The following is a 14,721-nucleotide window of genomic DNA, read 5'->3' as shown; positions in this document are numbered from 1 at the left end:
GCTTTGCCAGGACAAAAATCAAGAAGTTTTGAAGCGTTTTCCTTGACTTTCACCGATTTTTTGAGCTGCCAAAGCAAAAAATCCCTGCCGCTGATTGCTTTTCACCGCGATCCTTTCATCTTGCAGCCGTTTTCCGGCTGCTTTTTTCTTGCTCCCATTATACCGCATGTTCCGGTTAAAGTACAGGTTTTACGATAACCTTCGCATTGCTGGAGGCGGGATCAAAGAGCTGAATCGCTTTGGTGAAGGCGTCTGCATGATTGGTAGTGCCTCCGGCGGTCAGGCTGTACACTGCGCTTTTCAGTGTGTCCACCGAGGTGATAAGCTGCGTGTTTGCCACAGCGGTATTGGAGAAGCTGACGATGCCGATCCGGCTGCCGGAACCGATTTGACCGTCTTGTGTGTTATCGGTGGCTTCATCGATGATGTCGATGAATGTCTTTGCACCCAGATTCATATTGGTCAGTGGTATGCCTGCCATACTGCCGGAGCGATCCAGAATCAGCACGATATCGGTTGGATTGGTGATAATATCCGGCGCGGCAGACAGTGTCAGACTCACACGCAGCGAACCATCGCAGGCAATGCGGTCGGTATTGATTACCTTGTTGGAATTTGTAACCCCCATTCGTGTTACCTCCTTCTGGGAAATGATCCCACAACATATTATGCGCGAAAGAGATCGGTGGCACAGGCCTGAGGAGTGCGGAGGGCACAGCGAAATAATCCGGGCTTTTTTGCAAAGCAAAAAGGTGGCAGGCACTTTTGTGCCTGCCACCTTTTCTTGTTTTTCTAAAAAGATAGAGGTGAGTTACACGGTGGGTGTGCCGCAGTCGGGACAGAATTTGCCCGCCACCATTTTACGGCAGTTGGGGCAGAAACGGTCGCCGGCCGGCTGAGGCTGGCCCATGGGCTTGCCGCACTGAGGACAGAATTTGACCTGGGTGGGGCTGGCATAGCCACAGGAGGCACAGACACAGGCGGCCTGCTGAGGCTGGGCGGCCTGGGGCTGTGTCATCTGTCCCATCTGACCCATCATCTGGGCGGCCATCTGCATTCCCATGGCCATTCCCATACCAGAGGCGGCGGCCGAACCAGCGCTGCCGGGGGTGGACATACTGTCGGCCATACTGACGGAGGTATATTTGCCCATGTCGGTAACGAAGGACTGGGCGGCCACCTTCTCCGCCATCTTTTGGACCTCAGGCGGATAGTTAAAGGCCAGGATATTGACGTCCGCCACGCCCAGACCAAAGTCGCTGAGCTCTTTGTCCAGCTCCTCCTGAATGGCTTTTCCCAACTTCCGGCTGTTCTGCTGAAGCCCCACCAGCGCGTTAAGACCCATCTGCTGCTGTCCGTCCAGGATGGCCTCGGCTACCACCGGGTTGAGCTCGCCCATGATCCGGTCGGCCACATCCTCCAGAGAATAGGTGGCTTTGACTCCGGCCACCTTGTTGATAAAGGTCTGGTAGTCCCGGAACTCAATGACCAGATTGCCGTTGCATCCAACGGGGATACCGCTGGGTACCTCGGGCGTGGGGATCATGATCCGCTGCCGGGTGCCCCAGGGCAGAGTCAGTTCCTTCGCGTTGACAAAGTAGACTTCCGCACGCAGGCCGGAGTCCCCCCGCAGGGATAGCCAGCCCTTCAGTGTGGAGAAGAAGGGAACAATATCGGTGTAGATATCGAAATTGCCCTGATTTTCAAAAATAGCGCCCACAATACCGTCGGAATAGAAAATGGCCTTCTGTCCCGGCCGCACAATGAGGTGGGAGCCCCGCTTGATCTCCTTGGCGGGCCACTTGTAAAAGAGTACGTCGTCCCGGAATTCTTCCCATTCAATGGTATCTTTTCCTTGACCAAACCATGCCATGGCTTTTCCGTCCTTTCTATGTCTCAGAGATTGTCCTCCCAGGCCGTCCAGGGAGAATCCTCCTGGATGACAATAGCCTGAGGCTGTGCGTTTTCCTCCGCCTGAAGAGCGGGCGGGGCGGCTGCACCGGTAAGCAGAATGACCGCGGCGGTGATGACTGCCGCTGCCGCGGCTACCGCCGCTACGATTTTGGGAACACTGTAGGGCCGCTGGCCGCCTACTTTGCCGCTCTCACCGTTGATGATGTACATATACTGCTTGCCGTTGTAGGCAAAGGCCGAGGACCAGGCGGGCAGCAGCACGTGTTTATAGGTGATCTTGTGATATTCAATGTTGATATTGCTGACCCGGGCATGGCTGAAGCCCCGGGACAGGATGTCGCTTTCCGCCTGATTGATCTGATCGGTGCGGACCTGCTCTTTGGCGGTATCCACCGCCTGGGTGGCGGGGATGGCATAGTGCTCCGCCAGAAAACCGGACAGATAGCTGGGGGAGAAGGGAAGGGTGTTGTCGCAGGTATTGTAGGGCAGGACCTTTTCCACCACCTGGCTGGCTGAATTCATGGTTGCGCATACCTGCAAATCGTCATAAAAGCCGCCCACAGTACCGCTTACCGGCCGCCAGTGAATTTCCGTGCGGGTGTTGCCCTTGCTGTCCCGAACAGTATGGGTGTTGCCGCCTTGTCCCCAGTATGTACTGGTTACCTGGGCGTCAAAGGTCCAGAAGGGAAGGTAAATGCCCTGGAGTTTGCCTGCCTGATAGGCCTGTTTCAGACGGTTGGGGGCAAACCAGCGGCTTTTGACCCACTTGGCAAAGTTCTGCTGGGCAGTTTCACGGTCCACCCGGAAGGGAATTACACCGTCAGGGGGGACACCGGCCTCCTGGCGGCTCTCCAAAAGCTGGGTGGAGCCGCACATGGGACAGACCGTGGCAGTGCAGTGCTCGTCCACCGCAATTTGCGCGCCGCAGGTACCGCAGACGATAATGACGGTGTCGGGGAAGGACACCCTCTGGCCCTCCCGCTGGACGTATCCCTCAAAATCATGCTCCTCCACCCGCTGAACGGTAGTCTCCGCGATGTAGGGAGTCCGGCAGGCGGAGCACTCCAGACGCTGCTTGGCGATATTCCATTTGATGGTTCCGCCGCAGTTGGCACATACCTGGCGGTCCACTTTTTCCTGATGTTCTGTCTGCATACCGTGACCCTCTTTCGTAACTGGATACCGGACAGGGCCGGCGTTGGTGAAGCGTATAGCTGATTATACCTTGTAACTGACTCGGATTTCAACTCTTTCATTGTGAAATGCCAAACAGGCTGATAACTGGCGAAATCTGTTAAATGTGCAGGAGGGGAGGAGGTTGGACCCGCCGGCTTTTTATACATAAGGTAGGAAATTGAGGGCGGGGGTATAATAATCGTTGACTTGAATATCTTTGGAGGGTATGCTATAGTTACCTTTGTATGATTCCACGGGAGTGTTCCCTGGGAAAATGTGGAAAGATGAGGAACGACCTATGTACCCCTGTGCAGCGGATCAGGTATGCTTTATTGCAAACAGGTGGAGCCTGGAAGCCGGTAAATCGGCGGGCTCCGGTCGGAGAGAGAATGGGCATACCGAAGGAATGAGCTTCCTTCGGTATGCTTTTCTGCGTCCAACAGACCGTTCGGCGGGCGCCGACTTTTGGGGGAGGGCCCAGCTGTGATCAAACAATTTGCTCTTTGGCTGCGGGATATGTTTATCCGCAACCGAAGCCTGAATGCTACCCGGATCGTGGCGGCCTCTTTTGCCGTGATCATTTTGGTGGGTGCTTTGCTGCTCACCCTGCCCATTGCATCCCGGGACGGCCAGAGCGCCGGATTCTTTACGGCGTTGTTCACTGCCACCTCGTCCACCTGCGTTACAGGCCTGATCCTGGTGGATACCTGGGTCCAGTGGTCCTTCTTCGGCCAACTGGTGATTATCCTTATGATTCAGTTGGGCGGCCTGGGCTTCATGACGGTGATTACCCTGGTGTCCTTTGCCCTGCGCCGCCGCATCGGCTTGTCTGAGCGGCTTATTATGGTATCCACTCTGAACCTGAACGATCTGGATGGTGTGGTACGGATGGTGCGCCACGCTCTGATGGGTACCTTCCTGATCGAGGGAACAGGGGCGGTGCTGCTGAGCATTGCCATGATCCCCCATTTTGGTATCCTGGGCGGCATCTGGCGGGGGATCTTCCATTCCATCTCCGCCTTCTGTAACGCCGGCTTCGATTTGCTGGGCGGAAAATTCGGTGCATTCAGCAGCCTGGCCGGATTGCAGAACAATCCGTTGGTGCTGGGCACCATCGGAGCCCTCATTGTAGTGGGCGGCCTGGGCTTTTTTGTGTGGGAGGATATCCTGGAAAAGCGCTGCTGGCACAAACTTTCGGTGTACAGCAAAATGGTGCTTATCGTTACCGGAGTGCTGATTATCGGCGGCGCGCTGTTCTTCCTGGTGGAGGAATACTCCAATCCCGCCACCCTGGGGAATATGCCTCTGTGGGAGAAGATCATGAACTCCATCTTCCAGTCCATTACCCTGCGTACCGCCGGCTTTGACGCCATCGGACAGGGAGGACTCAGCGATACCAGCAAGGCATTTTCTTCTATCCTGATGCTGATCGGCGGCTCCTCCGGCTCCACTGCCGGCGGCCTGAAAACGGCTACTGTGGCGGTGCTGCTGCTGGCCCTCCGGTCCGGACTGGCAGGACGGGAGCAGGTCACCTTCCGAGGCCGCACCATTCCCTACCGCCGGGTACTCAACGCCATGACGCTGGCGCTGGTGATGCTGTTTTTGTTCCTGGTGGGGTCTATGACGATCTCTACGGTGGAAAATTTGCCCTATCTGGACTGTGCCTTTGAAGTAGCCTCCGCCATGGGTACGGTGGGTCTGACCACTGGTATCACACCGGGACTGAGTGTGTTTTCCCAGTCTCTGATTATTCTGCTGATGTATATGGGCCGGGTGGGTGTGCTCTCCTTCTCCATTGCCTTTATCACCCGCGGCGGCCGGACGGCCAAGATCAAATATCCGGAAATGAATGTGATGATCGGGTAACCACCCGGTTGGAAGGATGTGTAACCGAATGAAAACCTTCGTTGTCATCGGCCTGGGCCGGTTTGGCAGCGCCGTGGCCACCGAGCTCAGCTCCCTGGGCCACGAGGTGCTGGCCCTGGACGACTCCGAGGAGAATGTACAGAAGGTGGCCGACAAGGTCACCCATGCCGTTACCGGCGACGCCAGAGATCCGGCGGTGCTCCGGGCCCTGGGCGTACGCAACTACGACTGCGCCGTGGTGGCGGTAGGCGTGGATGTGGGTACTTCCGCCCTCATCACCCTGAACCTGAAGGAACTGGGCGTGCGTAAGGTAATTTGTAAAGCCCAGAGCCATGTCCACCGCAAAGTGCTGGAGAAAATCGGCGCCGACCGGGTGGTGTTCCCCGAGCATGAGATGGGCGTCAAGCTGGCCCAGGGCCTGTCCAGCTCCAATGTCCTCAATTTTATTGAGCTCAGCGAAGATTTTGGTATTGTGGAGACCACCGTGCCCCGGGACTGGCTGGGAAAAAATCTGGCGGAACTGAATGTACGGGCCCGCTATAAGGTCAACATCATTGCGGTACGGAAAAAGGGCCAGGAGGCCTTCAATGTGACCCCCGGTCCCAGCACCATTATGGAGGCGGGAGACACGGTGGTGGCCCTGGGCCGCACCGAGGACGTCAACCGCCTGCAGGATCTGTAAGATGGGTATGGAACGAATCACCAGCCGCCAGAATCCTCTGGTGGCCCGGCTGCGGAAGCTGGGAAACGACAAGAAAACCCGCCGGCAGGAGGGAGTCTTTCTCTGTGAAGGACATAAGCTGGTGGAGGAGGCCCTGCGCTGGAATGCCGGGGTGGAAACTCTGGTGGTGGCCGAAGGCATTGAGCCGCCCCGGAAGTTGCCGGAGGGTGTGCGCCTGGTAGAGATGCCCGCCGACGTGCTCAAGTCGGTTTCCACGGTGGACACGCCTCAGGGAATGCTGGCGTTGTGCCGTACCCCCGACCTGACGCCGCCAAAGACGCTGACCCCGGGACTCTATCTGGTGCTGGACGGGGTCCAGGACCCGGGTAACGTGGGTACTGTATGGCGCACTGCCGATGCCTTTGGCGCGGAGGGAGTGTTCCTGCTCCCTGGATGTGCCGAGCCATTCTCCCCCAAGACGGTGCGCTCCACCATGGGCGCCTGCTTCCGTCTGCCGGTGTGGGAGACTGGGCTGAAGGAACTTACCGTCCTCTTGAAAACGGCGGAGCTGCCGCTGTATGCCACCGCACTGCGGGAGGATACCGCCGATCTGCGCGCGGCTGATCTGAGCCGCGCCGCGGTAGTCATTGGAAGCGAGGGCAGAGGTGTGTCCCAGGCTGTGCTGGACGTCTGCGCCCTGACCTTGAAGATCCCCATGCGGGACCGCTGCGAGTCCCTCAACGCCGCCGTGGCGGCGTCCGTGGCGCTGTGGGAGGGCTGGCGGAACCGCTGAGCCAACGAGAGAGGAGGGGCCGCCGTGGCGGGCATTCAATATCTGCTCTGGCTCTCTACTCGGCGGGGCCTGCCCCAGCGGCACCAGGTAGAGCTGCTGGACTATTTCGGCGGCGCCGAGCGGGTGTACTTTGCCGACCGGGAGGCCTATGAGCCTCTGCACCTGACCCAGGAGGCCAGGCGTTCCCTGTGTGACAAATCTCTGGACCAGACCAATCGGATTCTGGAGAGCTGCGACCGGCTGGGCCTGTTTTTGCTCAGCTGTCAGGACGGAGCCTACCCGGAGCGGCTGCTCCAGCTCAGCGACTATCCCCTGGTGCTCTACGGCAAGGGGAGGTTGTTCCGCTTTGATGAAGAGGTCGCCATTGCAATGGTGGGCTCCCGCCAGTGCTCCGCCTACGGTGTACGGACCGCCGGGCGGATTGCTATGGGCCTGGCCCGGGCAGGCGCTCTGGTGGTGTCCGGTCTGGCCCAGGGTATCGACGCGGCCTCCCTGAAGGGCGCGCTCCAGGGCGGCGGACCGGTAGTTTCGGTGCTGGCCGGCGGTGTGGATGTGGTCTATCCCGCCTGCAACAGCTGGCTCTATGAGGATGTGGCCGCCCGGGGCGCCATCCTGTCGGAGAATCCGCCGGGTACCCGGCCGGATGGCTGGCGTTTTCCCCAGCGCAACCGCATCTTAAGCGGACTGTGTCTGGGTGTGGTAGCTGTGGAGGCGGGGGAGCGCAGTGGCGCTCTCATCACTGCCCACGACGCCCTGGATCAGGGCCGGGATGTATTTGCGGTCCCCGGACCGGTGGATGCCGCCACCAGCGCCGGGACCAACCGGCTTATTGCCCAGGGCGAGGCCAAGCTGGTGCGTACTGCTGGGGATATCCTGTGTGAGTATGAGGGGCGATATGCCCACAAGCTGTGCCAGCCCCAGCCTATGACCGCCGAGGAGGCGGATGAGCGGCTGGAGGTTATGCCCACCCCGCCGCCGGAGCCTGAGCCAAAACCCGAAAAGCCCGTCCAGAAGGAGGGGCTGCCTGTCGCACCGCGCAGCGGTCTGGAGCAGATGGGGGAGGAACAGCGGGAGATTTTCTTCCTGCTGTCGGAAAAGACCCTCACTGCCGACGAGATTGTGGGGCAGACGGAGATCCCTGCCCGGCGGGTCAATACCGCCCTCACCCTGCTGCAGGCCGGGGGCTATCTGAAGGAATTACCGGGCCGGCGGTTTGCCGCTGCCGTCCGTTTTGAGGAACAAAAATAAAAGGAGTATCGTACTGTGGCAAAATCGAATCTGGTAATCGTCGAGTCCCCGGCGAAGGCCAAGACTATCGGCAAATATCTGGGGCCCGGCTATCAGGTGAAGGCCTCCATGGGCCATGTCCGGGACCTGCCCAAGAGCAAGCTGGGCGTGGATGTGGACAACGACTTCACGGTGGACTATCAGCCCATCAAGGGCAAGGAAGAGGTCATCGACGACCTGACCAAGGCCGCCAAGAAGAGCGATAAAGTATTTCTGGCCACCGACCCTGACCGGGAAGGAGAGGCCATCTCCTGGCATCTAAAGGAGATGCTGGGGATTCCCGACGACAAGACCTACCGGGTGACCTTTAATGAGATTACCAAGAAGGTGGTCAACGACTCCATCGCCCACCCCCGGGCTATCGACATGGACCTGGTCAATGCCCAGCAGGCCCGCCGGGTGCTGGACCGTATCGTGGGCTATCAGATCTCCCCCCTGCTGTGGAAAAAGATCCGCCGGGGCCTGTCCGCCGGACGGGTTCAGTCGGTGGCCACCCGGCTGGTGTGTGAGCGTGAGGCCGACATCAAGGCCTTCGTGCCTCAGGAGTACTGGTCCCTGGAGGCCGATCTGGCCCGTATCTCCCCCAATCTGGGGCAGTTCAAGGCCAGTTTCTACGGAAAAGAGAAGAAGATGGAGCTGAACAGCGCGGAGGCCGTTCAGGATGTGGCCCAGGCTGTCCAGGCTTCCCCCTTCTCCGTGAAGAGCGTCAAGCGCCAGGACAAGCAGCGCAACCCGGCGCCTCCCTTCATCACCTCCACCCTCCAGCAGGAGGCCAGCCGCAAGCTGAATATGACCCCCCGGCGCACCATGTCCATCGCCCAGCAGCTCTATGAAGGCGTGGACATTGAGGGTGAGGGCACCGTGGGTCTCATCACCTATATGCGTACCGACTCCCTCCGCCTGTCCGACGAGGCCACCGCCGCCGCCCGGGACTTCATCCTGTCCCGCTATGGCGAGCAGTACTACCCCGGCAAGCCCCGGGTGTACAAGACCAAATCCGGGGCCCAGGACGCCCACGAGGCCATCCGGCCCTCCAACGTGGCCCTCACCCCGGAGGACATCAAAAAGTCCCTTACCGCCGAGCAGTACAAGCTCTATAAGCTGATCTGGAGCCGCTTCCTGGCCTGCCAGATGGCCTCCGCCGTCTATGACAGCGTGTCCATCGAGGTGGAGTCCGCCGGCTACACCTTCCGGGCCACCCACTCCTCCCTCAAGTTCTCCGGCTATACTGCCGTGTACGTGGAGGGCAAGGACGAGGAGGACGAGGCTTTCCAGTCCCCCCTGCCCGACCTGAAGGAGGGGGAGCCCCTGGAGCTGAAGGGCCTGAAACCCGATCAGCACTTCACCCAGCCTCCCAGCCGCTACACCGAGGCTACCCTCATCAAGGCCCTGGAGGAGAAGGGCATCGGACGCCCCTCCACCTACGCCCCCACCATCTCCACTATTCTGGACCGGGAGTATGTGGTAAAAGAGGGCAAGAACTTGCGGCCCACCCCCCTGGGCGAGGTGGTCACTGGCCTGATGAAGGACAAATTCACCGACATTGTGGATACCGCCTTCACCGCCAACATGGAGGAGCAGCTGGACGAGGTGGAGACCGGCAAGGTGGACTGGAAGAGTCTGCTGAGCCAGTTCTACGGCGGATTTGAGAAGGAACTGAAGCAGGCCGAGCAGGACCTGGACGGCGAGCGCATCAAGGTGCCCGACGAGGTGTCCGACGTGATCTGCCCCAAGTGCGGCCGCAACCTGGTGTACAAATCCGGCCGGTTCGGCCGGTTCCTGGCCTGCCCCGGCTGGCCGGAGTGCGACCACACCCAGCCCATCGTCATTGAAATGCCGGGCAAGTGCCCCAAGTGCGGCGGTAAGATCCTGAAAAAGACCTCCAAGCGGGGCTATGCCTACTACGGCTGCGAGAATAACGCCAACAAGGACGAGGCCCGCCGCTGCGACTTTATGACCTGGGATGTGCCCGTGAAGGACAACTGCCCCGAGTGCGGCCATACCCTGTTCAAGAAGTCGGGCCGTGGCTTCAAGAAGCCCTTCTGCATCAACCCCGAGTGCCCCAACTTCCTGCCTGAGGACCAGCGGGGCTATAAGAAAAAGACCACTGCCGTCACAGAGACTCCGGCGGAGGGCGCTCCCCCCGAGGAGGAGAAGAAGCCTGCCAAGAAGACGGCTGCCAAAAAGACCACCACCAAGAAGGCGGCGACCACGAAAAAGGCCACCGCCGCCAAAAAGACCACAACGAAAAAGACGACCACCCAAAAAGCCGCCAAGACCACAGAAGAGGCCTGACCGGCGGAGAAAGGGAAGGAAAAGCCATGAAGATCCTGTTGCTGAACGGAAGTCCCCGGGCCAACGGCAATACCGCCCTGGCGCTGGGAGAGATGGAGAAGGTATTTGCCGACCAGGGCATTGAGACGGAACTGATCCACATCGGACATCGGGATATTCGCAGCTGTGTGGCCTGCGGCCGGTGCAGCGAGCTGGGCCGGTGTGTGTTTGACGATCTGGTCAATGAGATTGCCCCCAAGTTTGAGGCCTGCGACGGCCTGGTGGTGGGCAGCCCGGTATACTACGCCTCGGCCAATGCCACCCTGGTGGCTTTTCTGACCCGCCTGTTTTATTCCACCCCCTTTGACAAGACCATGAAGGTGGGGGCCAGCGTTGTAGCCGCCCGCCGGGGCGGACTGTCATCCACCTTTGACGAGCTGAACAAATTCTTTACCATCAGCGGGATGCCGGTGGCCTCCAGCCAGTACTGGAACAGCATCCACGGCAGAGCGCCCGGCGAGGCCGCTCAGGATGCGGAGGGTCTGCAGACCATGCGTACCCTGGCCCGGAACATGGCTTTCCTGGTCAAGAGCATCGCCCTGGGCAAGGCCCAGTACGGCCTGCCCCAGCGGGAACCCGCCCAGCGGACCAACTTCATCCGTTGACCCTACTCCAAGGAGGAACCTATGGAACCTGTACTCGTGATCGGCGCGGGTCTGGCTGGGTGTGAGGCTGCGTGGCAGCTGGCCCGGCGGGGCATCCCCGTGATCCTGAAGGAAATGAAGCCCCACAAAATGACCCCCGCCCACCATACCCAGTGGTTCGGTGAGCTGGTGTGCTCCAACTCCCTGCGCTCCGACCAGCTGGAGAACGCGGTGGGCCTGCTGAAGGAGGAGCTGCGGCGGATGGGCTCCCTCATCCTCTCCTGCGCCGACGAGCACCGGGTGGAGGCCGGCGGCGCTTTGGCGGTGGACCGCCATGGCTTTGCTCAGGCCATCACCGAAAAGATCCGGAATCATCCTCTCATCACTGTGGTGGAGGGGGAAGTTACTGCCATCCCCTCCGAGGGCAACGTGATTGTGGCCTCTGGGCCCCTGACCTCCGACGTGCTGGCAGATGCCATCAAGGATTTCTTCCCGGAGAGCCACTACCTCAACTTCTTTGATGCCGCTGCCCCTCTGGTCACCTTTGAAAGCGTAGACATGGACAGCGCCTTCTTTGCCTCCCGCTACGATAAGGGTACCCCGGACTACATCAACTGCCCCATGACCGAGGAAGAGTACGACGCATTCTGGACTGAGCTGTGTGCCGCCCAGGAGGCGGAGGTCCACGGCTTTGAGGACAAGAACGTGTTTGAGGGCTGTATGCCGGTGGAGGTCATGGCCCGCCGGGGGAAGCAGACCCTGTGCTACGGGCCCCTCAAGCCCCGGGGCCTGCGGGACCCCAAGACCGGCAAGGAGCCCTTTGCCGTGGTGCAGCTGCGGCGGGACAATGCCGATGGCACCATCTACAATCTGGTTGGCTTCCAGACCCATCTGAAGTGGCCTGAGCAGAAGCGGGTGTTCTCCATGATCCCTGCCCTGAAAAATGCGGAATTCGTCCGCTACGGCGTCATGCACCGCAACACCTATCTGGATTCCCCCCGGCTGCTGGACCGGTACTACCGGGTGAAGAAGGACCCCCGGATCTGTTTCGCTGGCCAGATTACCGGCGTGGAGGGCTATGTGGAGTCCACCGCCTCCGGCTTCCTGGCGGCGGTGGAGTTGGCTCGGCGGCTCACCGGCAAGCCGCCGGTGGATTTCCCGCAGGAGACCGCCACTGGCGCCCTGGCCCTGTATATCAGCAATGAGAGCGTTACCGATTTCCAGCCCATGAATGTGAATTTCGGCATCATCCCGCCCCTGGGCTATAAGGTCAAGGGCAAGCGGAACAAGAACGCGGAATTGAGTAAGCGGGCTTTGGAAGTGCTGGCGGGACTGGATGTAGAATAAGGCGCGTCCGCTTACCCGGGAGCGAAAGCGACCCGCCGCCGTGCGGCGCCAAGTATTTTGCGAAGCAAAATCTTGATGCCGGGCGAATTCACTTCGCCCGAGCAGATTTCAGGGTCGGGGCCCCCACGGAAATATGATTTCCGTGGGGAACAAGAATGCCGAATTGAGTAAGCGGGCTCTGGAAATGCTGGCGGGACTGGATGTAGAGGGCTGAGACCCCACCCGTCTGAAAACGGAAGAACATAGAAAGAAGAGGAGAACCATATGAAGATCATCGTAGACGCCATGGGGGGCGACAACGCGCCTGCTTCCAATGTGCGGGGCGCACTGGCTGCGGTCCGTGAGCTGGGGGTGGAGGTCATCCTGGTGGGCCGGGGAGAGGATATCCTCAAGGTCCTGAAGGACGACGGTATCGATCAGCTGCCTCCCGGCCTGGAGATCGCCCACGCCAGCCAGGTGGTGGAGATGTGCGACAACCCCGCCACCGCCTTCCGGGAGAAGAAGGACTCCTCCCTCACTGTGGGCCTCAATCTGTTGAAAAACGGGGACGGCGATGCCTTTGTGTCCGCCGGCAGCACCGGCGCCCTGCTCTCCGCCGCCACCCTGATGATCAAGCGGGTGCGTGGTATCCGCCGGGCCGCGCTGGCCCCTGTGGTGCCTACGGGCGCAGGCGGCGCAGTGCTGATTGACTGCGGGGCCACCGCCGAGGGTACGCCGGAGTACCTGCTCCAGTTTGCCTTTATGGGGTCCTACTATGCCGAGCGGGTACTTAAGCGGCCTGAGCCCAAGGTGGGCCTGCTGAACATTGGGGCGGAGCCCTCCAAGGGCACCGATCTGCAGCGGGAGGCCCACGCCCTGCTCACCGAGGCAGACAAGGCCGGGCGCATTCACTTTGTGGGCAACGTGGAGGCCCGGGAGGCGGTGTTCGGCCAGGTGGACGTCATTGTGTCCGACGGCTATTCAGGCAATATCTTCCTGAAAACCATGGAGGGTACCGGCGGCTTTATGGCCAAGGAGCTGAAGGCCATGTTCAAGAAGAGCTTCCTCACCAAACTGGCTGCGGTGCTGGTGTCCGGTGGGCTCAAGCAGTTCAAAAAGAAGATGGACTCCAGCGAGGTGGGCGGTACCGCTCTTATCGGTATTTCCAAGCCGGTGATCAAGGCCCATGGCTCCTCCAACGACTACGCCATCAAAAACGCCATCCGTCAGGCTCGGGATTTTGCCGCCTCCGGCATGATCGATGATCTGGTGGAGAATATCGAATATATGCGCTTGCCTACCAATGCAGAGGAAAAAATTTGAGTTACCTATTGACAGGCGCTCAAGACTTGCACTATTATCATAGTGCAAATGTAAAGACGCCGTCGGACGACGGATGCGACAGGAGTAGATGAACATGATTTTTGAGAAGATTGCCGGTCTGCTGTCCGAGCAGTTTGGTGTGGAAGCTGACAGCATCACCATGGACACCTCCTTCGAGGACCTGGGTGCCGACTCTCTGGACATCGTGGAACTGACCATGGCGGTGGAAGAGGAGTTCGGCCTGGAGAATATGGACGAGGACGACCTGTCCGGCGTTGCCACTGTGGCCGACCTGGTCCGCTATCTGAAGTCCAAACTGGAAGACTGACACAGGATCAGACTGGGGAGCCCCGCCGACGGCGGGGCTCCTGTCATGAAAGGGAGGGACGGCCATGGAAGCCTTGGAAGAAAAGCTGGGTTACCGCTTCAACCAGCGGGCCCTGTTGGAAAATGCTCTGACCCACAGCTCCTACGCCAACGAGAACAAGGCGAGAGGGTGCCAGAGCAATGAGCGGCTGGAGTTTCTGGGAGACTCCGTGCTGGGTATGGTGACGGCGGACTACCTGTTCCGCACCCATCCCGATCTGCCCGAGGGGGATCTGACCCGCACCCGGGCGGCCCTGGTGTGCGAGGGCAGCCTGGTGGAGGTGGCCCAGCAGCTGAACCTGGGAGCCTACCTGAAACTGGGCAAGGGTGAGGACGCCGGCGGCGGCCGGGAACGGCCCTCCATCGTGGCCGACGCGGTGGAGGCGGTGATCGCCGCTGTCTACCTGGACGGGGGCATCGGCTCCGCCCGTAAGATCATCCAGAAATTTATTCTGGACCGGGAAGAGGAGAAGAGCGCCAGCCGGGACTACAAGACCGCCCTGCAGGAACTGGTCCAGCGGGAGAGCGGCCAGGTGCTGGGCTATCAGCTCATCGGTGCCCAGGGCCCCGACCACGCCAAGATCTTCTCGGTGGAGGTGGACCTGAACGGTACCCCCATCGGCCAGGGCAAGGGCCGCAGCAAAAAAGAGGCGGAGCAGAATGCCGCCAAGGCTGCCATCGAGAAACTGAAGGGTTGAGTGATTGCCAGAGTGCTCCGCCTCTTTTGCGAGCGTAAGCGAGCCGCCGCTCTGCGGCGCCAAGCGTTTTGCCGGAGGCAAAACCTTGATGCCGGGTGAATTCACTTCACCCGGACAGATAGAATGAAATGGGGTTCCCAAACCGCCGTGCGGTTTGGGGGCGGAGCAGAATGCCGCCAAAGCTGCCATTGAGAAGCTGAAGGGCTGAGGGCATCAACCGGAAAGAAACAGGACTGCGGATTATCCGCAGTCCTGTTTTATGTGTTTCGGGGGCAAAATGTAGGTTTGTCAAACAAATTGGACGGCGAACTGGGAAGGAGAAGAGTAGTTTAAGGGCCTCATAGGGAAGTTGTTAGAGCGGCGGTTGTGGGCAGCGAGCTGTCTGGCGAAGTC

General features: G+C 60.0%; 13 protein-coding genes. 10 read left to right on the top strand and 3 right to left on the bottom strand.

From position 1 onward, the window contains the following. Positions 1–175 precede the first annotated feature (175 nt). The 3 genes from B5F94_RS09155 to B5F94_RS09145 all read right to left on the bottom strand — a co-directional run bounded on the left by B5F94_RS09155 (position 176) and on the right by B5F94_RS09145 (position 3,069). Positions 176–628: a vWA domain-containing protein gene (locus tag B5F94_RS09155; protein WP_087329606.1), complete on the bottom strand. Its 453-nt coding sequence runs from the start codon at positions 626–628 to the stop codon at positions 176–178. A 183-nt stretch (positions 629–811) separates the two neighbouring features. After that, entirely contained in the window at positions 812–1,873 is a 1,062-nt protein-coding gene (locus B5F94_RS09150) for an SPFH domain-containing protein (RefSeq protein ID WP_087266972.1), read from the bottom strand. Between the two features lie 23 nt (positions 1,874–1,896). Continuing rightward, a complete protein-coding gene (locus tag B5F94_RS09145) occupies positions 1,897–3,069 on the bottom strand; it encodes a hypothetical protein (protein ID WP_087329604.1) in 1,173 nt (390 codons plus the stop codon). A gap of 504 nt (positions 3,070–3,573) precedes the next feature. Here B5F94_RS09145 and B5F94_RS09135 point away from each other — a divergent pair. The 10 genes from B5F94_RS09135 to rnc all read left to right on the top strand — a co-directional run bounded on the left by B5F94_RS09135 (position 3,574) and on the right by rnc (position 14,328). Next, positions 3,574–4,956, top strand: a complete 1,383-nt coding sequence (locus tag B5F94_RS09135) for a TrkH family potassium uptake protein (RefSeq protein ID WP_087266966.1) — start codon at positions 3,574–3,576, stop codon at positions 4,954–4,956. Between the two features lie 28 nt (positions 4,957–4,984). Next, entirely contained in the window at positions 4,985–5,638 is a 654-nt protein-coding gene (locus B5F94_RS09130) for a potassium channel family protein (protein ID WP_087189312.1), read from the top strand. A 1-nt stretch (position 5,639) separates the two neighbouring features. Then, positions 5,640–6,410 (top strand): TrmH family RNA methyltransferase, encoded by a 771-nt coding sequence (locus B5F94_RS09125; RefSeq protein ID WP_242965646.1) that lies wholly within the window; start codon positions 5,640–5,642, stop codon positions 6,408–6,410. A gap of 24 nt (positions 6,411–6,434) precedes the next feature. Beyond that, positions 6,435–7,658, top strand: coding sequence for a DNA-processing protein DprA (gene dprA / locus B5F94_RS09120; protein ID WP_087329602.1), 1,224 nt, complete (start codon positions 6,435–6,437; stop codon positions 7,656–7,658). A gap of 15 nt (positions 7,659–7,673) precedes the next feature. Beyond that, a complete protein-coding gene (gene topA / locus B5F94_RS09115; RefSeq protein ID WP_087329600.1) occupies positions 7,674–9,992 on the top strand; it encodes a type I DNA topoisomerase in 2,319 nt (772 codons plus the stop codon). 26 nt (positions 9,993–10,018) lie between these two features. Continuing rightward, positions 10,019–10,636, top strand: coding sequence for a flavodoxin family protein (locus B5F94_RS09110; protein ID WP_087329598.1), 618 nt, complete (start codon positions 10,019–10,021; stop codon positions 10,634–10,636). A gap of 21 nt (positions 10,637–10,657) precedes the next feature. Beyond that, the gene (trmFO, locus tag B5F94_RS09105; RefSeq protein WP_087329596.1) at positions 10,658–11,962 is read left to right on the top strand and encodes a methylenetetrahydrofolate--tRNA-(uracil(54)-C(5))-methyltransferase (FADH(2)-oxidizing) TrmFO; all 1,305 of its coding nucleotides are present in this window, start codon (positions 10,658–10,660) and stop codon (positions 11,960–11,962) included. A gap of 264 nt (positions 11,963–12,226) precedes the next feature. Then, positions 12,227–13,264 carry a phosphate acyltransferase PlsX gene (plsX, locus tag B5F94_RS09100; RefSeq protein WP_087329594.1) on the top strand — a complete coding sequence of 346 codons (1,038 nt, stop codon included), beginning with the start codon at positions 12,227–12,229 and terminating at the stop codon, positions 13,262–13,264. A gap of 94 nt (positions 13,265–13,358) precedes the next feature. Beyond that, positions 13,359–13,592 carry an acyl carrier protein gene (locus tag B5F94_RS09095; RefSeq protein WP_087189306.1) on the top strand — a complete coding sequence of 78 codons (234 nt, stop codon included), beginning with the start codon at positions 13,359–13,361 and terminating at the stop codon, positions 13,590–13,592. A gap of 64 nt (positions 13,593–13,656) precedes the next feature. After that, positions 13,657–14,328, top strand: a complete 672-nt coding sequence (gene rnc / locus B5F94_RS09090) for a ribonuclease III (RefSeq protein ID WP_087329592.1) — start codon at positions 13,657–13,659, stop codon at positions 14,326–14,328. The last annotated feature ends 393 nt before the right edge of the window (positions 14,329–14,721 follow it).

This window comes from Flavonifractor sp. An4, assembly GCF_002161755.1.
Taxonomy (GTDB): Bacteria; Bacillota; Clostridia; order Oscillospirales; family Oscillospiraceae; genus Flavonifractor; species Flavonifractor avicola.
The sequence above is the reverse complement of the archived record's forward strand: the minus strand, read 5'-3'. Positions and strand labels throughout refer to the sequence as shown.

Bases quoted from the DNA above. Each gene is read 5' to 3' on its own strand.
- B5F94_RS09155 (WP_087329606.1), bottom strand. From the start codon at position 628: ATGGGGGTTACAAATTCCAACAAGGTAATCAATACCGACCGCATTGCC.
- B5F94_RS09150 (WP_087266972.1), bottom strand. From the start codon at position 1,873: ATGGCATGGTTTGGTCAAGGAAAAGATACCATTGAATGGGAAGAATTC.
- B5F94_RS09145 (WP_087329604.1), bottom strand. From the start codon at position 3,069: ATGCAGACAGAACATCAGGAAAAAGTGGACCGCCAGGTATGTGCCAAC.
- B5F94_RS09130 (WP_087189312.1), top strand. From the start codon at position 4,985: ATGAAAACCTTCGTTGTCATCGGCCTGGGCCGGTTTGGCAGCGCCGTG.
- B5F94_RS09125 (WP_242965646.1), top strand. From the start codon at position 5,640: ATGGGTATGGAACGAATCACCAGCCGCCAGAATCCTCTGGTGGCCCGG.
- B5F94_RS09110 (WP_087329598.1), top strand. From the start codon at position 10,019: ATGAAGATCCTGTTGCTGAACGGAAGTCCCCGGGCCAACGGCAATACC.
- trmFO (WP_087329596.1), top strand. From the start codon at position 10,658: ATGGAACCTGTACTCGTGATCGGCGCGGGTCTGGCTGGGTGTGAGGCT.
- plsX (WP_087329594.1), top strand. From the start codon at position 12,227: ATGAAGATCATCGTAGACGCCATGGGGGGCGACAACGCGCCTGCTTCC.
- B5F94_RS09095 (WP_087189306.1), top strand. From the start codon at position 13,359: ATGATTTTTGAGAAGATTGCCGGTCTGCTGTCCGAGCAGTTTGGTGTG.
- rnc (WP_087329592.1), top strand. From the start codon at position 13,657: ATGGAAGCCTTGGAAGAAAAGCTGGGTTACCGCTTCAACCAGCGGGCC.